Below are 20668 nucleotides of genomic sequence, written 5' to 3'. Positions count from 1 at the left end.
TGTATTTAAGAAAAAAGTCCCTAGGTAAGGGACAAAATTAAAAAGCAGGTAAAACAGATCCGTTGTATTTTTCTATGATAAATTGTTTGATTTTATCACTTTGTAGAGCTTGGACTAAGGCTTTGATTTTTGGATCGTTTTCATGTCCCACTCTTACAACAAGAATGTTTGCATACGGGCTTTCTTTATCTTCGATAAATACGCTATCTTTTGCAGGATTTAGATTTGCAGAGAGAGCGTAGTTGGAATTAATTACAGCAAAATCAACATCATCTAAAGCTCTTGGAAGTTGTGCTGGCTTTAATTCTACAAATTTAATTTTTTTAGGATTATCTATAATATCAAGAGGTGTTTTTAAAGCCTTATCTTTAAATTTTACCAAACCTTTTTTTGCAATAATATCTAAAGCTCTACTTTCATTGGTTGGATCATTTGGAATGGCGATTTTAACCCCTTCTTTAATATCATCTAGACTTTTATATTTCTTGGAGTAAACAGCCATAGGTTCTATGTGTATGGCAGCTACTTTGATAAGTTTGGTGCCTTTGTTTTTATTAAATTCTTCTAAATAAGGAGTATGTTGGAAAAAATTTGCATCGGCTTCTCCGTTATCAACAGCTAGATTAGGCAAAACATAATCTGTAAATTCTTTAATTTCAAGCTTATAGCCTTGTTTTTCTAAATCAGGTTTTACTTGTTCTAGGATTTCAGCATGAGGGACGGGAGTTGCTGCAACTGTGATGGTTTCTAATGCATTTGCATTAAGACTTAATGTTAAAATACTTGCTATAAATAAAGATTTGATTTTCATTTTTTTCCTTTTTAGTCATTTTGTGCTTGCTTTAATCTTAATAAATTCACTCTGACTATCAGGAAGAAGCATATAAAACTTGTTGATAGTCAGATTAATGCATCTGATACATCATTTTAATTCCTTTAATTTTTTTTAAATTTTACTTAAAAAAACTTATATTTATCTTAAGAGGAGATATAATCTCCTTATTTTTTGAAACCTTTATAAAGCAAACTTCCTAAAAATAAGATAAAAACAATTACTTGCCAAAAGAAATTTTCATCATTTTTTATATTGATAACTATGCTAAATCCAAGTAAAATCAATAGAGTGGCGATGATATATGTAGTTTTACTATTTTTGGCCCAAGTATAAAATAAATTACCTAGAATTTGAACTAACTGAACTAATATAAGTAAAATAACTACAGTTTGAATCATAACTTCTTTGTTAAATCTTTCATAACCATAGCGAATAGCGACATCTCCCAAACCTCCACCACCGACAGTTCCAGCAAGAGCAGAAAAACCAATGGTAAAGATCAAAGTTAGAGTAATTCCGCTAATTATAGCAGGAAGGGCCTCACTAAAGATAACCTTGAAGATAATTTGAATATTGCTAGCACCATAACTTTTTGCTGCTTCTATGATTCCTTTGTCTATTTCTTTAAAAGCGCTTTCAAGCATCTTTGCCAAATAAGGAGCTATTCCGATAGCTAAAGGAACTATGGCAGCATTTGTACCTATGCTTGTGCCTACTATGATTTTAGAAAGTGGTAAAAGAACAACTATAAGAATTAAAAATGGAAAGGCACGCAGTATATTTGTAATAAAATCTAAAATGCTATAAGCGATTTTATTTTCTTTAATTCCGTTTTTATCCCAAATAGCAAGTAAAATTCCAGGAATGATAGCCAATAAAAATCCAAATAGTACAGCCATTAAACTCATATAAATTGTTTCATTAAGCGCAGGTTTTAAAATGTTTTCATAATTTTCACTGAAACTTGTAATAGAACTTAAACTCACTTCTTTAATATCCTGCCAAGAAAATTCATTAAAAAATTGAGAAATTCTACTAAAAAAAGCACTGATGATAGAGATGTTTTCTTCATTCATGATGCCACCTCCCATAATACTCCACTTTTTTCTATATAATTAAGAACCTTGTCTTTATCCTTTTCATTTATATTTATAACTAAATTTCCCAAGGCTTTTCCATTAAGTTTTTCTATTTTACCCCAAACTATGTTAAAGTCTATATTTAGAGTTCTTGCCATATGAGTGATGACACTATTTTGGGCAACTTCTTTTGGAAAGTAAAGTTTGATATTAAGTCCGTGCTCAGGCAAGAAGTCGCTTTCTCCTAAAAATTCTTTCATTTTGGCATTAGGCCTTAAAAAAAGCTCATCAATTGCTCCACTTCCTATGATTTGTCCATGTTCAAGTAATAAAGCTTTTTGAGCTATGTCTTTTACTACATCCATTTCGTGAGTTACTAAAACAACAGTAATCCCAAATTCAGCATTGATTTTAGATATAAGCTCTAAAATATTTTTTGTAGTGTTTGGATCAAGAGCCGAAGTAGCTTCATCACTAAGTAAAATTTTTGGGTTTAAAGCTAAGGCTCTAGCAATAGCAACGCGTTGTTTTTGCCCCCCGCTCAGTTCTCTTGGATAGGATTTATTTTTATGATCAAGCCCTACGATTTCAAGTAAGGAATTGACTTTTTGGGCAATTTCTTTTTCGCTCATGTATTCTTTATTAAAAAGCTTGGCATGAAATTTACACTGAGTATAGTGTGTTCTTAAAGGCATAGCAACATTTTCAAATACATTTTTGCGTTCCATTAGGGCAAAATTTTGAAAGATCATCCCTATATCTTTTCTAAGCACTCTTAGCTCTTTTGATTTTTTTTGACTTAAATCTTTAATTTCTTGATCAAAGACTTTTAAACTTCCTTCTTGATAATTCTCAAGTCCATTAATACATCTTAAAAGAGTGGATTTTCCAGCTCCACTATGACCTACTATGGCGTAAATTTCACCCTTTTTAATCTCCAAAGAAACATCGTTTATCACGAGTTCCTTGCCATAATATTTTTTTAAATTTTTTATTTTTATCAAATTTTTAACCTCTTAGATTTTGAAGTTCAACTGATATTTTTTCAAGTTGAATTTTTAAATTTTCTAGAGCTTCTTTATTTTGCTCAACCACCTCTTTAGGTGCGTTAGCGATGAATTTTTCATTTGAAAGCATGGAATTAAGCTTGAAACTTTCTTTTTCAAGCTTATTTTTTTGATTTTCAAGTCTTGTTAAAATACCACTTAAATCAACATTTTCAAGCGTAATAAAAATTTCTAAATTCTCGCTAACATCACATATTGCCTTTGGTAATTTTTCTTCACTAAATTCTATTTGCTCGCACTTTGCGAGCATCATGATAAAATTCATATAAGCTTTGATTTCATCTTTGATTTTTTTATCGTTAAATTTGATATAAGCTTTTTCTATTTTAGAATTTCCAAGATCGATTAAACTTTTAGCACGGCGGATACCAACTATGCTTTCTATGAGCAAAGAAAAGATTTTTTCTATATTTTTATCTTGTTCTTTAAATTTTGGATATTTGCTTATCATAATAGAAGGGCTTGTTTTAAGTTCTGTATCGCTTAGTTTGTGGTATAAATACTCGCTGATAAAAGGCATGAAAGGATTTAAAAGTTTTAAAGCTTCTTTGAAAATACTACCAAGTTCTTTAACGCTTGATTTTTCGGCTTTGCTAAGCTCTATACCCCAATCGCAAAAATCATCCCAAAAGAATTTATATAGAGTATTAGCTGCATCATTAAAGCGATAATTGTCTAAATTTTCTCTTACATCTTTAACACAAGTTTGAAATTTGGTATAGATATATTTTGCTAATTCTGAATGAAGTGTGATATTTTCCAAATCTTCAAATTTGCTTTCATTTAAAAGCAGATAATTTGTAGCATTATAAATTTTATTTGTAAAATTCCTAACTTGCAAAAGTTTATCATTGCTAAGTTTAATATCGCGTCCTTGTATAGCAAGAAGCGCTAAAGTAAAGCGTAAAATATCAGCACTATATTCTTTAATGCTTTCATTTGGGTCGATAACATTTCCAAGGCTTTTGCTCATTTTTCTACCTTGCTCATCTTTCACAAGAGCGTGTAAATAAATATCTTTAAAAGGAAGTTGATGTAAGGCATTAGTGCTTTGAAACATCATTCTAGCCACCCAGAAAAATAAAATATCAAAACCTGTAATGAGTAAAGAATTAGGGTAAAAATCTTTTAAATCATTTTCAGACCAAATTTTATCTTTGCCCCAATTTTCATTTCCCCAGCCTAGAGTACTCATAGCCCAAAGCCCCGAAGAAAACCAAGTATCAAGCACATCTTCATCTTGTTTGAAATTTTGACTTTGGCATTTTGGGCAAGTTTTAGGCGTATGTTGGCTTGCCCATTCATGAGAGCATTCACAATAATATACAGGAATTTGATGCCCCCACCAAAGTTGTCTTGAAATGCACCAATCTCTTAAATCTTTCATCCAAGCATTAAAGCTATTTATCCAGTGATTTGGATAAAATTTGCTTTCGCCAAGTGCAACTTTTTCTATACTTTCTTGAGCGATTTCTTTTTTTACAAACCATTGCTTGGAGATATAAGGTTCAACTACATTGTTACAACGATAACAATATCCTACCTGATTGTTATGTTCTTCTATTTTTTCTATAAAGCCAAGACTTTCAAGTTTGGCTACGATTTTTTCTCTTGCTTCTAAGCGTTCTAAACCTTGAAACTCTAAACAATGTTCGTTTAAAATTCCTTTTTCATCAAAAACACTTATAAATTCTAAATTATGTCTAAGTCCTACTTCATAGTCATTCATGTCATGAGCGGGAGTAACTTTTACAACCCCTGTTCCAAATTCTTTTTCTACATGTTCATCAGCTATGATTTTAATGGCTTTTTTACTTATAGGCAAAATCACTTCTTTGCCCACAAATTTAGTATAGCGTTCATCATCAGGATGCACCATAACTGCAGTATCGCCAAAAAAAGTTTCAGGACGCGTTGTGGCTACTACTAAAAATTCATCGCTATCTTTTAAAAAGTATTTAATATGATAGAGTTTTCCTTTGTTTTCTTTGTATTCAACTTCTATATCACTTAAAGCACCGTCGTGAGTACACCAATTTATCATGTAGTTTCCACGTACAATAAGTCTTTTATCGTAAAGTTCTACAAAGGCTTTTTTCACTGCATTGGCTAAACCTTCATCCATAGTAAAACGCAAACGACTCCATGCAGGAGTGATGCCTAGTGTTCTCATTTGGTCTAAAATTTTTCCACCGCTTTGCTCTTTCCACTCCCAGACTTTTTCTATAAATTTTTCTCTACCTAGTTCTTCTTTTTTAATGCCTTGAGCAAGGAGTTGTTTTTCTACAACATTTTGAGTGGCAATACCTGCGTGATCAAGCCCTGGTTGATAAAGTACCTTATAACCGTCCATTCTTTTGTAACGCGTCATAATGTCTTGTAGAGTAAAAGTTAAAGCATGTCCTATGTGTAAAACTCCGGTGACATTAGGAGGAGGCATCATAATGCAGAAATTTTTATCTTTTTCTTGTATGGTTTTATTGCCATCGATTTCAAAATATCCGCGTTCTTCGCAAATTTGATAATACTCTTTTTCTAAATTTTTATCATACATTATTTGCCTTTATTGTTTTAGCTTATTTAATAGAGCTAATTTCTATAATTTCACAAAACGGGAAGAAATATTGTGCTGTATTAAGTCCAGTTTTCAAACTTTTGATATGTTTAGAAAAATCACTTCCTTTGCCATCTTTTTTAATTTGAAGTTTAAGTCTTTCTAAAATTTCTTCACGTGCTACATGTTCATTTAATTCTTTTGGATTGTTTAAATATGGGCTTAATCTATCTAAACTAATATATTTATAAGCTTTTTTCATATCTGAAAAGATAATTTCTTTGTTATAGATAGTTAATTTCATTTCCCCTTTTGGTAGCATTTTAACAAAAACACTTAGATAGTAATCTTTTGCATTATCTTGTATAACGCTTAGCATATCTTTTAACAGATTGATCCTGTATTGGCTTAAAAATTTTCCATCTAAAATATAAACTTTCATATTTTCTGTGCTAAGCTCAGGTTCTAAACGACTGTTTTTTCCTATGTTTAGATACTCTCTAGCGGTATTTAGATATTTATTTTTGTTTGATTTGTTTGATTGAAGTTCTTTTTTTACAGCTCTTTCTCTTTCTAAGATCTTTTGTTGTTTACTGATTTCTTTTTTAAGAGCTTCTATTTTGGCTTGTTTATTTTCTTGTTTTAATTTTCCTTTATCCGTATCTAAAATTTGCTTATTTTCATTTGTATTAATATTATTGCTTGTATTGGTGTCATTATTTAAGCTTTGATTGTTTTCGCTTATTGATGTATTAAATGTATCGTTATTTAAGCTTTGATTTTCATCTAATAATGGGTTTGTTTCTTGCTTTTGGATGGTATTGTTATTAGTATTTACATTTGATGAACTATTGTTGGTTTGGATCGAGGGTGAATAGGGATTATCGTAGTTATTGGTATACGATTTTTGTTCGGTGTAAGTGTTGGTATTTAAGGTGTAATTCTTTGGTTTTGAATATTCAAAAAGATAATAATAGGTTCCACCTAATATTACAATAACAGCAATTAATATGCCAACAATAATAGAAAAAATTTTCAAATTCATTTGCTATCCCTTAAAAATAGAAAGTTAAATAATTTTAGCATTGTACTATAATCTAATATAAAGTAATTTTAAATTTTTATATTTTTAAGTAATTTTTTTTTATAATTTTAACTTTTATAAGGAAAATAATGCCACTTTCAAAATTAAATAATGAACAATATCTTGCCGCTACTGCTGATTTTGGACACAATCTTGTTATTGCAAGTGCAGGTACGGGAAAAACTTCTACTATTGTTGCAAGAATTTCTTATCTTTTAAGCAAGGGAGTGGCACCTCAAAAAATCATGCTTTTAACTTTCACAAACAAAGCTAGCAAAGAAATGATAGGGCGTTTAGGGAAATTTTTTGATAAAAATATTACCAGTAAAATACTTGCAGGAACTTTTCATAGTACGGCTTATACCTTACTTAGAAATGCGGATAAAAATATAGCCTTAAAGCAAGCAAGCGAGTTAAAAACTCTACTTAAAAGTGTCTATGAAAAAAGAACTTTTAGGCATTTAAGTGATATAAAACCTTATCAATCAAGTTATTTATATGATCTTTATTCTTTGTTTCAAAACAAAGCACACAATCAAGATTTTTATACTTGGTTTTGTCAAAACTATGAAGATCAAAGTATTTATGCTGAAATTTATGAAGATATTTTAAAAGAATATGATAATGAAAAAAAGCGTTTTAATTATGTGGATTTTAATGACTTACTTATCAATCTAAAAGAGCTTTTAAAAGAAGAAAAATATGAATTTGATGAAATTTTAGTAGATGAATATCAAGACACAAACACTTTGCAAAGCTCCTTAATAGAGGCTTTTCATAGTAAAAGTTTGTTTTGCGTGGGGGATTATGATCAAAGTATTTATGCTTTTAATGGAGCGGATATTAATATCATAGGTGGGTTTAAAGATCGTTTTAAAGATGCAAAAATTTTTTCTTTAAATAAAAATTATCGTTCATCAAGAAGTATTTTAGCTTTGGCTAATAAAGTAATTTTAAATAACGAAAGATTATATCCAAAAGAACTTATTGTTACAAGAAATGATGAGTTTAAAGCCCCATCTTTGCTTACTTTTGAAGAATTATTTGATCAGTATCAAAATATAGCCAAAATGATACTTACAAGCGGAGTAAGTTTGGAAGAAATTGCCGTGATTTTTCGCAACAACTCAAGTGCTGATGGGGTTGAAGTAGCTTTAAGGGAGCAGGGCATTGCAAGTGTGAGAAAAGGAAGTGGAAGTTTTTTTGAAAGTTTGGAAGTTAAAGCTTTTAGTGCTATGCTTGCACTTGTGGTAAACCCTAAAGATATTATGGCTTTTATTCATTTGGTTCAATATACCAAAGGTGTGGGTGGAGTTTTAGCAAAAGAAATTTTTGACGCACTTTTAAAATTAGGGCATGGAAATTTAATAAAAGGTTTTTTAGATCCTGATAAAAATGTAAATTTGCAAAATCATCAAAAAAGAAATTATCAACTTGGGCTTTTTGCGGATTTAGAAGAATTAGCCAGCGAAACTCGTTTTAAATTTGAGAGTGAATTTGATGCACATCCTATTTTAAAACTTTCAAAAATCAATGATTTATGTGCTAGAAATTTAGAAAAAATTTATATTTTTTTAAAAAAAGCTATGGAAATAAAACATTCTTTGACTTTGGTAAATTTAATTTGTGAAAATTCTTTTTATAGAGAAATTTGTGAAGAACTTGCAATCAAAAGAGCAACAAATAAAGCAGGACAGGTGGATTTATTAAGAAAGAGTGAAAATTTAGAAAAAATAGAAACAAAATTCAATGTCTTAAAAGAGCTTACAAAAAATTATAGCGATATTTATAAGTATTATAATTTTCTAACTTTAGGTGCAAGCGAAATGAGTAGTGGCAAAGGAGTTAATTTGCTTAGTGTGCATGCAAGTAAGGGCTTGGAATTTGATCTTGTTTTTGTGATTGATCTTGCACAAGGTCGCTTTCCTAATCAAAAGCTTATGGGAATGGGTGGAAGCTTAGAAGAAGAAAGAAGACTTTTTTATGTTGCAGTAACTAGGGCAAAAAATATACTTTATTTAAGCTATGCTAAATATGATAAAAACAAAAAAACTTCTTTTGCTCCTTCTCGTTTTCTTATAGAAGCAGGGCTTTGCAAGGGAGAGTTAACTATAAATTGATAAAATTTCCTTTCAAGTAATTTATACTGTAAAGAAAGGTTTATTTTATGAAAAAAATATTAATTTTAAGTTTAGCAGCAGCAAGTTTTTTAAATGCTGAAATTTTAGTTTATGGTCCAGGTGGTCCTGCTCCTGTACTAAAAGAGCTTGCTTTAAAATTTGAAGAAAAAACAAAAGAAAAGGTGATTATAACCGCAGGTCCAACTCCAGCTTGGATAGATAAAGCAAAAGAAAATGCGGATTTGATTTTTTCAGGCAATACTTCAATGATGGATGATTTTGCTAAAAAAATTCCAAGTTTAAGTTTGGAAAATTTAAGCGTTTTAAATATGCGTCCATCAGGTATTATCGTGCGTCCAAATAATCCCAAAAATATTAAAAATTTTGAAGACATTTTAAAAGATGGTGTAAATGTTATGGTAGTTGATGGTGCAGGACAAGTTGGGCTTTATGAAGATATGGCTTTAAAAAGTGCAAAAAGAGAAAATTTGGTAAAATTACGTAAAAATATAAAAATTTATGCTAAAAATTCTAAAGCTGCCGTAGATGAGTGGAATAATAATCCAAATATTGATGCTTTAATCATTTGGTCTCATTGGGCAAAGGCTTTAGGCGATGATAAAGCTTTATTTATCAAAGATAAAAAAGCAGTGATTTATCGTGCAGCTGAAATAGCTCCTACAAAAAAAGGTTTAGAAAACAAAAAAGCTTTAGAATTTGTAGATTTTATTAAGAGCAAGGAAGCTCAAAAAGTATGGAAAAAATATACTTGGAAAGAAGTAAAATAATTTTGAGTGAAATTAAAAATAATTAATATTTATAGGATATAATTACTCCTAAAACATTAATTGCAATAATGTTTAAAATATCAAAAAAAGGAAATTAAATGAGTACAGTAAATTTTAAAGGAAATCCTGTAAAACTTAAAGGAAATTCAGTAGAAGTTGGAGCAGATGCTCCTAAGGTAAATCTTAAAGCTAAAGATTTAAGCGCGATTGAAATCGGTGCAGTAGGCAAAACTCAAATCATTTTAAGTGTTCCAAGCTTAGATACACCAGTTTGTGCTACAGAGGCTAGAGAATTTAATAAAAAAGTAGCCAGTTACAATGGTGCTGAAGTAATTATAGTAAGTATGGACTTGCCTTTTGCTATGGGAAGATTTTGCAGTACAGAAGGTATTGAAAATTTAAGTGTTGCAAGTGATTTTGTGGCAAAAGAATTTGGTGAAAAATATGGTGTTTTGATAAATGAAGGTGCTTTAGAGGGGCTTTTAGCTCGTGCCGTATTTGTGATTAAAGAGGGTAAAGTGGCATATAAAGAACTTGTAAATGAAATCACAGAAATGCCAGATATTGCAAAACTTGATGCATTTTTTGGTGGTTCTAGCTGCTGCGGTGGTTGTGGTTGCCATTAATTTTGATTAAGCCCATTCTTAGGGCTTAATTTTTACATCTTCATTTTTTTATTATTTTAAGTTGATTATATTTTAATTGTTAAGTTGATTATTTTTAATATTTATTTTGTGTAAGAATAATATAAAAAGGACAATAAAACTCCTATAAAATAGAGCTTTAAAATTATTATTTTTATTAAAATTTCAAGAGATTTTTATACTCCATTTTTTATAATAAGATGATTTTTTTATTTTGGAGGAATAAGGATGAATAGAAGGGATTTTATTAAAAATACCGCTATTGCAAGTGCTGCTAGTGTTGCAGGACTTAGTGTTCCAAGCTCTATGCTTGGTGCGCAAGAAGAAGAGTGGAAATGGGATAAAGCTGTTTGTAGATTTTGTGGAACTGGCTGTGGGATTATGATAGCTAGAAAAGATGGCAAAATCGTAGCAACAAAAGGTGATCCTGCAGCACCCGTAAATCGCGGACTTAATTGTATCAAAGGTTATTTTAATGCTAAGATCATGTATGGTGAAGATCGCCTTGTTATGCCCTTGCTTCGTATGAATGAAAAAGGCGAATTTGACAAAAAAGGCAAATTTCAACAAGTTTCTTGGCAAAGAGCCTTTGACGAAATGGAAAAACAATTTAAAAAAGCCTACAATGAACTCGGCGTTACAGGTATAGGGATTTTTGGTAGCGGGCAATACACTATCCAAGAAGGTTATGCTGCTTTAAAGCTTGCAAAAGCGGGCTTTAGAACAAATAATATCGATCCAAATGCAAGACATTGTATGGCCTCTGCAGTGGTTGGTTTTATGCAAACTTTTGGTGTAGATGAGCCATCAGGCTGTTATGATGATATAGAGCTTACAGATACTATTATCACTTGGGGAGCTAATATGGCTGAAATGCACCCAATCCTTTGGTCAAGAGTAAGTGATAGAAAACTAAGTAATCTTGATAAGGTTAAAGTTGTTAATCTAAGCACTTTTTCTAACCGTACTTCAAATATTGCTGATATTGAAATTATTTTTAAACCAAATACAGATTTGGCTATTTGGAACTACATAGCAAGAGAGATTGTTTATAATCATCCAGAGGCTATGGATATGAAATTTATCAAAGATCACTGCGTATTTGCAACTGGTTATGCTGATATTGGTTATGGTATGAGAAATAATCCAAATCATCCAAAATTTAAAGAAAGTGAAAAAGATACGGTTGAAAAAGAAAATGTAATCACTTTAGACGATGAAGAGGCTACTTCTTTATCTTATCTTGGCGTTAAAGCGGGTGATAAATTTGAAATGAAACATCAAGGTGTGGCTGATAAAAACTGGGAAATTTCTTTTGACGAATTTAAAAAAGGTTTAGCCCCTTATACTTTAGAATACACTGCAAAAGTAGCCAAAGGTGATGATAATGAGTCTTTGGAAGATTTTAAGAAAAAACTTCAAGAATTAGCTAATCTTTACATAGAGAAAAATCGCAAAGTCGTAAGTTTTTGGACTATGGGCTTTAATCAACACACAAGAGGTTCTTGGGTAAATGAACAAGCTTATATGGTACATTTTTTGCTAGGAAAGCAAGCTAAACCAGGTAGTGGAGCCTTTTCTTTAACAGGACAGCCAAGTGCCTGTGGAACAGCTAGGGAAGTAGGAACTTTCTCACATCGTTTGCCTGCAGATATGGTTGTAGCCAATCCAAAACACAGAGAAATTTCTGAAAAAATTTGGAAAGTTCCTGCAAAGACTATCAACCCAAAACCAGGCTCTCCTTATCTTAATATCATGAGAGATTTAGAAGATGGAAAAATTAAATTTGCATGGGTGCAAGTGAATAATCCATGGCAAAACACTGCAAATGCAAATCACTGGATTGCAGCAGCAAGAGAAATGGATAATTTTATTGTTGTAAGCGATTGTTATCCTGGAATTTCAGCAAAAGTAGCTGATCTTATTTTACCAAGCGCTATGATTTATGAAAAATGGGGTGCTTATGGTAATGCTGAAAGAAGAACTCAACATTGGAAACAACAAGTCTTACCTGTAGGTGCTGCCATGAGTGATACTTGGCAAATTTTAGAATTTGCAAAACGCTTTAAGCTTAAAGAAGTTTGGAAAGAGCAAAAAGTGGATAATAAGCTTACCTTGCCAAGCGTTTTAGAAGAGGCAAAAGCTATGGGGTATAGCGAAGATGATACACTTTTTGATGTGCTATTTGCCAATAAAGAAGCAAAAAGCTTTAATCCAAACGATGCCATCGCAAAAGGCTTTGATAATACCGATGTTAAAGGTGATGAGAGAAAAATTCAAGGCAGTGATGGAAAAGAATTTACAGGCTATGGCTTTTTCGTTCAAAAATATCTTTGGGAAGAATATCGTAAATTTGGCTTAGGACACGGACATGATTTAGCGGATTTTGATACCTATCATAAAGTAAGAGGTTTAAGATGGCCTGTGGTTAATGGCAAGGAAACACAGTGGAGATTTAATACTAAATTTGATTATTATGCTAAAAAAGCGGCTCCAAATTCAGATTTTGCTTTTTATGGTGATTTTAACAAAATGCTTACAAATGGGGATTTAATAGCTCCTAAAGATGAAAAAGAGCACAGTATTAAAAATAAGGCTAAAATTTTCTTTAGGCCATTTATGAAAGCACCTGAAAGACCAAGTAAAGAGTATCCATTCTGGCTTGCAACAGGAAGGGTTTTAGAGCATTGGCATAGTGGAACTATGACTATGCGTGTGCCTGAGCTTTATCGCGCTGTGCCTGAAGCACTTTGCTATATGAGTGAGAAAGATGGAGAGAAATTAGGCTTAAATCAAGGTGATTTGGTTTGGGTGGAATCTCGTCGCGGTAAAGTAAAAGCAAGAGTAGATATGCGCGGAAGAAACAAACCGCCTGTAGGACTTGTGTATGTGCCGTGGTTTGATGAGAATGTATATATCAATAAAGTTACTTTGGATGCGACTTGTCCACTTTCAAAACAAACTGACTTTAAAAAATGCGCTGTAAAAATTTATAAGGCTTAATTTAGGATTTTGATTAAATGAAAGGTAGAAGAGAATTTTTTGTTAGTGCTTTTAAGGCTGCATGTTTATGTACAGGAGGTGGATTTTTGGCTAATTTGGCTTTAAAAGCCGATGATAATTATGCCTTGCGTCCTCCTGGGGCTGAAGATGAAGCTAGATTTTTAAGCAAATGTATTCGTTGTGGGCTTTGTGTAAAAGCCTGTCCTTATGATACTTTAAAGCTTGCTAGCTTGTTAGATAGTCCAAAAAATGGCACGCCTTTTTTTAAGGCAAGAGAAATTCCTTGCTATCTTTGTAAGGATATTCCTTGCATTAGAGAATGTCCAACTGATGCTTTAGATAAAAAGCATTTAGAGCAGGGTATAGAATCTTTGAAAATGGGTATTGCTATTGTTGATAGTGCTTCTTGTGTGGCACACTGGGGAATTCAATGCGATGCTTGTTATAGAGCTTGTCCTTTGATAGATAGGGCTTTAAAACTTGAGCTTAAACGCAATGAACGCACCGCCAAGCACGCTTTTTTACTACCTAGTGTGGATCATGAAGTGTGTGTAGGTTGCGGGCTTTGTGAACTTGCTTGTATTACTGAAAAACCGGCCATTCGTGTTTTGCCAAGGGAGTATGTATTGGGAAAAGCAGGATCTCATTATGTAAAAGGCTGGGATGAAAAAGATGAAGGTCGTATAAAAAATGCAGATACTTCAAAACATTTTGATGCTAAAAAAGCAACCAATTATTTAAATGATGGAGAACTGTGATGAAGTATTTAATTGCTAGACGCATCGTTCAGCTTGGAATTTTAGCGCTTTTTAGTTTTAAAGCTACAGATTTTATCTTGCAGGGAAATTTAAGTTCTTCTAGACTTTTTAATACCATACCTTTAAGCGATCCTTTTGCGGTTTTGCAAATCATTCTAGCAAGCTGGAGTATAGATTTAGTGGCTTTAATAGGAGCTTTGATTATATTTTTTATCTATGGTTTGTTTTTAGGAAGGGTTTTTTGCTCTTGGGTTTGTCCTGTTAATTTAATCACAGATTTTGCTGCTTTTGTGCGAAATAAATTAACCCTTAGTAATAAATTTTTAATTTTGCCTAAAAATTTACGCTATTTTGTATTGGTCTTGGTTTTAGTCCTTTCTTTTGTATTTTCATTGCCTGTGTTTGAAAGTTTTTCTTATATAGGAATGATACATAGAGGGATTATTTTTGCTACAAGTTCTTGGATTTTTGTAGCCTTTATACTTTTTTGCATCGATACTTTTTTAAGCCCTAGGGCAATTTGTTCACATTTTTGTCCACTGGGAGCTTTTTATGCTTTTATTTCTCGTTTTGCTTTGCTTAAAATAAAGCATGATAGTGATAAATGCACTAAATGTTATGAATGTATCCGTATTTGTCCTGAAAAACAGGTTTTGTGGATGGTTGGAAAAGAAAGTACTAGCGTGAAATCAGGAGAGTGTATAAGGTGTGCAAGATGTATAGAAGTTTGTAACGATGATGCTTTGAATTTTAATATTTTTGATTTAAGGAATAAATAATGAAGAAGAAATTGGTTTTATTAGGAAGTGCTGCAGTGGTATTTTTTGCCGCTTGTGCAATGAATAGTGGGGTAAGTTCGGAACAAATTGGACTTAGAAAAGCAAGTTTAGAAAATGAAAATAAAGTAAATTTAGTGGAAGCAAATTTCACAACTTTACAACCTGGGGAATCTACTCGTTTTGAGCGTTCTTATGAAAATGCACCACCATTAATTCCGCATGCTATTGAAGATTTGTTACCTATAACTAAAGATAACAATATGTGCTTAAGCTGCCATGATAAGGCTATAGCAGCAGATGCTGGTGCAACTCCACTTCCTGCTAGTCATTATTATGATTTTAGACACAATAAAACCACAGGAGATGTGATTAGCGATAGTCGTTTTAATTGCACTCAGTGTCATGTTCCACAAAGTGATGCAAAACCTTTAGTGGGAAATAGCTTTAAACCTGAATTTAAAAATGAACAATTAAAAAGTCGTTCAAATTTAATTGATGTGATTAATGAGGGTGTAAAGTAAATAAATGAAAAAATTTCTTTTTATTTTGAGTCTTTTTTGTGTTTTGTCTTATGCTTATGAGCTGAAATTAAATGCCAATATAACAGCTTTAAAGCTTGATAAGCAAAACTTATATATAGGCACTGATAAAGGTGAAATTTTGCAATATAGCATTAAAGATAAAAGTTTAAAAGAACTTTTATCTTTGCCAAAGATTAAAAATTATTATGGTGATGATTTTGCTAAAATTTACAACATTGATATTTTTAAACATACACTTTTAATACTTAGCGAGGGTGATTTTGGTGCTAAAAATTTAAGTTTTTATAAGGAAAATTTACAAATCAAAAAGCTCGAAGAAAATAGCATAATAAAAGCATTTTTTATCAATGAAAGTACTTATCTTTTGATTTCTATCGGTTCTGAAATAGAATTGATTGATAAAAGCTTAAAGAATATAAAAAAATTTAATTTTTCCCATTCTAGTCTTAATGATGCAGCTTTAAACGAAGATAAGAGTAGACTAGTTGCAGGTTTTGAGAGTGGCGAAGTAGAACTTTTTGATTTGAAAAATTGGAAGATGTTGAAAAACTATGATAAAATGCATAAAGATAATATCTATCAAGTAGATTTTAAAAATAATGTTATTTTAAGTTGTGGAACGGATAGGCGTATAGGAGTTGTAAAAAATGAAGAACAAAATTTTTTACAAAAAGATTTTTTGATATATACTTGTGCTTTAAGTCCTAATGGAGAATTGGCTGTTTATAGCGATAATGAAGCTGGAGTTAGTGAAGTTTTTAGCACAAGTGATTTTAAGCCTGTTAAAACTTTTAATAATGAAAATTTGATGAGTGAGTTTATTATTTTTTTAAACAATAAAGATTTTATCGTTTCAGGCTTTGGTGATAGTATAATGTTTAGGAGTATTGATGAATAATCTTTCCAGTGTTTTGATTTTAGCAAAAGAAGAATATATAAATGATTTAAAAAAGGCTATATCTGAAATTCCTTTTTGTTCTGTAGAACTTTGTGAAAATGAAAAGATTATAGTTGTGATTGAAAGTGAAAATTTAGAAGATGAATTAAACTCTTATAAAATGCTTGAGAAATTGCCAAATATTATCAGTATTAATATGGTTTTTTCTTATCAAGATTTAAATGATGATATCCAAAAAGCAATCAATAGTGGTGCAATAGAAACGATAGAAAAAAATGAAAATGCTGAGAATATTCGCTACTATGGTAGTGTATTTAATCAATTTTCTTAAAGTGTAAAGTATATGGTATTTTTAATCCCATTGCTTATTATAATTGGTGTTATTTTTGGAATTGATTATGTGTATTTTAAAAATCAAGATTTAAAAGTGCAAGTTAAAAAAGAACAAAAAGAATTAAATTCTAGCTTAGAGAAAGAAAAAAAAGAATATATAGAAAAATTGTTTAAAACAAAATAGACATTAAAAATCATCTTATTTTCTTAAAGATAAATTAAAAAGCTTTTTGCTAGAATTAAAGAAAAATTTTAGGAAACAGTGATGAAAAATACAGTCACTGAAGCTTCTATCTATGAGGCTCAAGGGTTAAAAGACGAAGCTTTAGAAATTTATAAAAATATCTTAAAAGAAGATCCAGATAACCAAAACGCTATCGATGCGGTTCGTCGTCTTAGTGGTTTTAGATCCAAGCATAAAGATTTAAACACTCAAATGTTGGATTTTTTTATTAATATGAAAAGCGATGAAGAAATTAATGAATTTAAAAGGTGGTTGATAAAAATATGAATTTGGAAGATTTAGCTAAAAAAACCATTAGCGAAGTTAGCTCTATCATGGAAGAGCAAAGAAGACAAAATGAAATTTTAAAAGAACAAGAATTAAATAGAAAAACTGAAATAAAAGATGAATTACCGCCTATGGAGTTTGTATGCGAAGAGCTTGATACTCCGCAAGACTTAGAAGATAAAATTTCTATGGCAAAATTTGAAGAAGAGCAAAAAATACAAAATAATATTGAAATTTCTACTCAGGAAAATGAAGAGTTTAAAAAAGGAGAGCCTTTTTTACAAAGTGAAATTTTAAATCCTAGTGTTATGACAGAGGTTCAAACGCTTAATGAGGATATTTTTTTAAAACATCTTAGAGAGAGAATTTTAGTTCTTTTTGAAGGTTTAAATAGTATAAAAAAAGATGATCTTGAAAATAGGTTAAACTTGACCATAAATTTTTTAGAGTTTTTGCTTGCAAATATCGAAGATAAGCTTAAAAAATAATCCTGATTTACAGTTTATTGCTGAGTTTTTAAAGCCTTATACCAAACGAGCGTATTTGGTTGGAGGCAGCGTTAGGGATTTGTTTTTAGGTTTAAAAATTTGCGACTATGATATAGAGCTTTATGATATAAAACCTAAAGATTTTGAAAAGATTATGCAAAAATTAGGTGCACAAGGCTTTGGAAGAAGTTTTTTTGTGTATAAGTTTAAAAATTATGATTTAGCTCTTGCTAGAACCGAAAACAAAATAAGCCATGGACATAAAGGTTTTGAAGTTCAAATTTGCAATGATGAAAAACTTGGCGCCAAAAGACGCGATTTTACCATAAATTCTATGATGATTAATCTTTTTAACGATGAGTTTTTAGATTTTTATGGAGGATTAAAAGATCTAGGAGTAGGCTTTTTAAGGCATATTGATAAACAAAGCTTTCAAGAGGATAGTTTAAGAGTGTTAAGAGCAGTAGTATTTGCTTCAAGGTTTAACTTTAAGATAGCTAGCGAAAGCTTGAAATTGATGCAAAGTATGGATATAACTGATCTTAGCAAAGATAGGATCAATGCGGAGCTTTATAAATTCTTTAAAAGCCCTAGACTTGATATTGGCTATAGATATTTGCAAGAACTTGACTTAGAAAAACAGATTTTCGGCTTTGAGAGTATTTTTAAGAGTTTGGAATTTCAAAATTTGCTCAGACAAAGTAGAGAATTTGTAAAAAGCGATGCTTTATTCTTGTATTTGTATTTGAATTTTTTTAATTTAGAAAAAGATATATTTTTTAAAAGAACTAAACTTAAAAAAGAATACCTAAAATACGCAAATCAAGCTTTTTATCTTGATGATATAAGTGATTTTGAGCTAGCAAAAATTGCTTTTGAAATGCCTTTGAAGGAATGGCTTGGGCTTTGGAGTAAAAAGCGTATTGAGCAAGCTAAAAGATTAGGGCTTTATGAGAATAAGTTTGAAAGTAAAATTTTAGCAAAAGATTTCATAAATGCTGGATTTTGTGGTAAAATTCTTGGCCTAAAGCTTCAAGAAGCAAGAGAGAATGAATTAAAAGAATATATAAAAGGTTTAGCTAAATGATTTCTGTATTAAAAATTTGCACCAAAGATCAAAAAGGTTTAATCTATAGAATTTCTGATGTTATTTTTAAATATCATATCAATATAGTGAAAAACGATGAATTTGTAGGCGAAGGAATGTTTTTTTTTCGTGCTCTTTTAGAAGGTGAGTTTGATAAAGCAGCTTTTATAGGAACGCTTGAGGCTATGCTTGGACAAGAAGCCTTGATAGAGCTTTGCGAGAAGAGAAAAAAAGATATTGTTGTTTTTGCTACTAAAGAAAGTCATTGTTTGGGAGATTTGCTAATAAAGCATTATAGTAACGAACTTGAAGCAAATATCAAAGCTGTGATTTCAAATCACAACTCTTTAAAGGATTTAGTTGAGAAATTTGAAATTCCTTATCATTTTATCAGCGCTGAAAATTTAGATCGTAAAGAGCAAGAAAATCAGATTTTAAAATGTCTTAAACAATATAAATTTGATTATTTGGTTTTAGCAAAATATATGCGAATTTTATCTCCTGATTTTGTTAGGCATTTTGAAGGCAAGATTATAAATATTCACCATTCTTTTTTACCTGCATTTATAGGAGCAAATCCTTATAAACAAGCCTTTGAAAGAGGGGTTAAAATAATTGGAGCTACGGCACATTTTGTAAATAATAATCTTGATGAAGGTCCTATTATCACTCAAGCTGTTTCGCCTGTAAACCATGAATTTACTTGGCAAGATATGCAGCAAGCAGGTAGAAATATAGAAAAAGATGTTCTTTCAAAAGCACTTGATTTGGCTTTTGAAGATAGAATTTTTATATATAATAATAAAACTATAATATTTTAATGCGATAATTTTATTATAGTTTTATTTAAAGCATTAAAAAAATAATCAATATCCTCTTTTTCATGCGTATAATGCAAGCTTATTCTTAACCAGCCTGGTTTTGTTTTAAGTTTTTGATTGTCTTTTAAGCCTAGTAAATCATGACCATAAGGCCCAGCACAAGCACATCCAGCGCGTGTTTCTATGTGGTATTTTTTACTAAGTTCATAAGCGATATCAAAAGGAGAAATTCCTTTGATATTGAAAGCAAAAATAGGCAATCGGGTTTTTAAATTCTTTGCGTATAAAATTAAATTAGGTATAGTTTTTAGTTTTTTAAAAAAATAATCTTTTAGAATTTCTTCTTTTTTTTCTATATTTTTAATCCCTATAGAATCTTTGATTTTAAAAGCTAAGCTAGCACGAATGAGTTGTAAAATTCCAGGTGTTCCTCCTTCTTCTAAAGCTTCTTCATTGCAAAGGTAGCATTGTGAAGTGCGAGAAACATAGCCCACAGTTCCACCTGCTGCAAAGCTAGGCTTGTTTCCACAAAGATCTTTTTTGATGGCTAAAAGTCCAGAACCGCCAATGCCACCGATTAATTTATGAGAACTTATAAACAACGCATCATAGTATTGACAAGATATGTTTTTATAAGGAATGAAACTAGATGCATCAAAAGCAACTATCCCTTTAAATTTACGAACCATTTCAGAAATGCGTTTGTAATCACTTAATATCCCAGTAACATTTGAAGCCAAAGAAAAGCTAGCGATTATTTTTCTTTTTTTATTTTTTTGTAAAGTTTTTTCTAGAAAATCAAAATCAATTTCTCCATTTTTATCTAAGGGAATTCTAATACATTCGCACAAGCCTTCTCGAAATGAAAGTTCATTAGAATGATGCTCATAAGGCCCTACAATAACTAAAGGTAAAGTATTTTTATCAATTTGCGTAAAATATCTTTCTTTTACAAGAGGAGGAATGTAAATGCCGATCAATTCTTGAAATTTTTTAATAGCACTGCTTGATCCTGTTCCGCAAGCTATAAGGGCAAAATTTTCATCCAATGATAAACTTTTTTTTATATCTTTTCTTGCTTGTTCGTAAATTTGTTGAGTTTTAAAAGAATTTAAAGAGCTATCAGAATGTGTATTTGCATAGGTTGGGAGAATTTTTGAAATTTCTTTTTCTACACATTTTAGAGCTAAAGCACTTGCTGTGAAGTCAAAATGCAAAATACCTTTTTTTAAGATCAATTCTTTTTTTAAATCTGAAATTTGCAAATACAATCCTTA

General features: G+C 30.8%; 20 protein-coding genes. 14 read left to right on the top strand and 6 right to left on the bottom strand.

All coding sequences use genetic code 11. The annotated features are described in order from the left end of the window. Window positions 1-37: 37 nt before the first annotated feature. The 5 genes from ELQ06_RS06050 to ELQ06_RS06030 all read right to left on the bottom strand — a co-directional run bounded on the left by ELQ06_RS06050 (window position 38) and on the right by ELQ06_RS06030 (window position 6580). On the bottom strand, window positions 38-811 hold the full coding sequence (locus tag ELQ06_RS06050) for a MetQ/NlpA family ABC transporter substrate-binding protein (protein ID WP_052793902.1): 774 nt from the start codon (window positions 809-811) through the stop codon (window positions 38-40). A 188-nt stretch (window positions 812-999) separates the two neighbouring features. Then, window positions 1000-1911, bottom strand: a complete 912-nt coding sequence (locus ELQ06_RS06045) for a methionine ABC transporter permease (RefSeq protein ID WP_052793901.1) — start codon at window positions 1909-1911, stop codon at window positions 1000-1002. Continuing rightward, the gene (locus ELQ06_RS06040; protein WP_052793900.1) at window positions 1908-2918 is read right to left on the bottom strand and encodes a methionine ABC transporter ATP-binding protein; all 1011 of its coding nucleotides are present in this window, start codon (window positions 2916-2918) and stop codon (window positions 1908-1910) included. Before ELQ06_RS06040 ends, ELQ06_RS06045 begins: the two co-directional genes overlap by 4 nt. A 4-nt stretch (window positions 2919-2922) precedes the next feature. Then, on the bottom strand, window positions 2923-5535 hold the full coding sequence (locus ELQ06_RS06035; protein ID WP_052797741.1) for a valine--tRNA ligase: 2613 nt from the start codon (window positions 5533-5535) through the stop codon (window positions 2923-2925). Between the two features lie 22 nt (window positions 5536-5557). Next, window positions 5558-6580 carry a hypothetical protein gene (locus ELQ06_RS06030; RefSeq protein ID WP_002918812.1) on the bottom strand — a complete coding sequence of 341 codons (1023 nt, stop codon included), beginning with the start codon at window positions 6578-6580 and terminating at the stop codon, window positions 5558-5560. Window positions 6581-6708: 128 nt separating this feature from the next. Here ELQ06_RS06030 and ELQ06_RS06025 point away from each other — a divergent pair, with 128 nt between their 5' ends. The 14 genes from ELQ06_RS06025 to purU all read left to right on the top strand — a co-directional run bounded on the left by ELQ06_RS06025 (window position 6709) and on the right by purU (window position 19391). Beyond that, entirely contained in the window at window positions 6709-8739 is a 2031-nt protein-coding gene (locus ELQ06_RS06025) for an ATP-dependent helicase (protein WP_052797740.1), read from the top strand. Between the two features lie 47 nt (window positions 8740-8786). Continuing rightward, complete coding sequence (gene peb2 / locus ELQ06_RS06020; protein WP_052781884.1) at window positions 8787-9527, top strand: AcfC family adhesin PEB2; 741 nt, start codon at window positions 8787-8789, stop codon at window positions 9525-9527. Window positions 9528-9625: 98 nt separating this feature from the next. Continuing rightward, a complete protein-coding gene (tpx, locus tag ELQ06_RS06015; RefSeq protein ID WP_052793897.1) occupies window positions 9626-10153 on the top strand; it encodes a thiol peroxidase in 528 nt (175 codons plus the stop codon). Between the two features lie 246 nt (window positions 10154-10399). Further along, complete coding sequence (napA, locus tag ELQ06_RS06010; RefSeq protein ID WP_052781882.1) at window positions 10400-13174, top strand: periplasmic nitrate reductase subunit alpha; 2775 nt, start codon at window positions 10400-10402, stop codon at window positions 13172-13174. Window positions 13175-13191: 17 nt separating this feature from the next. Then, window positions 13192-13932, top strand: a complete 741-nt coding sequence (napG, locus tag ELQ06_RS06005) for a ferredoxin-type protein NapG (protein ID WP_002866909.1) — start codon at window positions 13192-13194, stop codon at window positions 13930-13932. Further along, on the top strand, window positions 13929-14711 hold the full coding sequence (napH, locus tag ELQ06_RS06000; protein WP_079460075.1) for a quinol dehydrogenase ferredoxin subunit NapH: 783 nt from the start codon (window positions 13929-13931) through the stop codon (window positions 14709-14711). The genes napG and napH overlap by 4 nt, the downstream gene beginning before the upstream one ends. Continuing rightward, complete coding sequence (locus ELQ06_RS05995) at window positions 14708-15232, top strand: nitrate reductase cytochrome c-type subunit (protein ID WP_072227270.1); 525 nt, start codon at window positions 14708-14710, stop codon at window positions 15230-15232. The genes napH and ELQ06_RS05995 overlap by 4 nt, the downstream gene beginning before the upstream one ends. A 4-nt stretch (window positions 15233-15236) precedes the next feature. Beyond that, window positions 15237-16151 (top strand): WD40 repeat domain-containing protein, encoded by a 915-nt coding sequence (locus ELQ06_RS05990; protein ID WP_052793896.1) that lies wholly within the window; start codon window positions 15237-15239, stop codon window positions 16149-16151. Then, the gene (locus ELQ06_RS05985) at window positions 16144-16482 is read left to right on the top strand and encodes a chaperone NapD (RefSeq protein ID WP_002867967.1); all 339 of its coding nucleotides are present in this window, start codon (window positions 16144-16146) and stop codon (window positions 16480-16482) included. Before ELQ06_RS05990 ends, ELQ06_RS05985 begins: the two co-directional genes overlap by 8 nt. Before the next feature lie 12 nt (window positions 16483-16494). Next, window positions 16495-16668 carry a Sec-independent protein translocase subunit TatA2 gene (gene tatA2 / locus ELQ06_RS05980; protein WP_002852615.1) on the top strand — a complete coding sequence of 58 codons (174 nt, stop codon included), beginning with the start codon at window positions 16495-16497 and terminating at the stop codon, window positions 16666-16668. A 78-nt stretch (window positions 16669-16746) separates the two neighbouring features. Beyond that, window positions 16747-16995 carry a tetratricopeptide repeat protein gene (locus ELQ06_RS05975; protein WP_002859818.1) on the top strand — a complete coding sequence of 83 codons (249 nt, stop codon included), beginning with the start codon at window positions 16747-16749 and terminating at the stop codon, window positions 16993-16995. Beyond that, window positions 16992-17483 carry a hypothetical protein gene (locus tag ELQ06_RS05970; RefSeq protein WP_052793895.1) on the top strand — a complete coding sequence of 164 codons (492 nt, stop codon included), beginning with the start codon at window positions 16992-16994 and terminating at the stop codon, window positions 17481-17483. The genes ELQ06_RS05975 and ELQ06_RS05970 overlap by 4 nt, the downstream gene beginning before the upstream one ends. Next, entirely contained in the window at window positions 17452-18570 is a 1119-nt protein-coding gene (locus ELQ06_RS05965; RefSeq protein WP_052793894.1) for a CCA tRNA nucleotidyltransferase, read from the top strand. The genes ELQ06_RS05970 and ELQ06_RS05965 overlap by 32 nt, the downstream gene beginning before the upstream one ends. Beyond that, window positions 18567-19391, top strand: a complete 825-nt coding sequence (purU, locus tag ELQ06_RS05960) for a formyltetrahydrofolate deformylase (RefSeq protein ID WP_052797739.1) — start codon at window positions 18567-18569, stop codon at window positions 19389-19391. The genes ELQ06_RS05965 and purU overlap by 4 nt, the downstream gene beginning before the upstream one ends. Here purU and ELQ06_RS05955 read toward each other — a convergent pair. Next, the gene (locus ELQ06_RS05955; RefSeq protein ID WP_079263773.1) at window positions 19388-20662 is read right to left on the bottom strand and encodes an aminotransferase class V-fold PLP-dependent enzyme; all 1275 of its coding nucleotides are present in this window, start codon (window positions 20660-20662) and stop codon (window positions 19388-19390) included. The two genes, purU and ELQ06_RS05955, sit on opposite strands and share 4 nt — an antisense overlap. Between the last annotated feature and the right edge of the window lie 6 nt (window positions 20663-20668).

Origin of the sequence: Campylobacter sp. CH246 (assembly GCF_004378835.1) — a bacterium.
GTDB classification, from domain to species: Bacteria; Campylobacterota; Campylobacteria; order Campylobacterales; family Campylobacteraceae; genus Campylobacter_D; species Campylobacter_D jejuni.
This window is presented reverse-complemented; position numbering and strand designations above follow the sequence as displayed.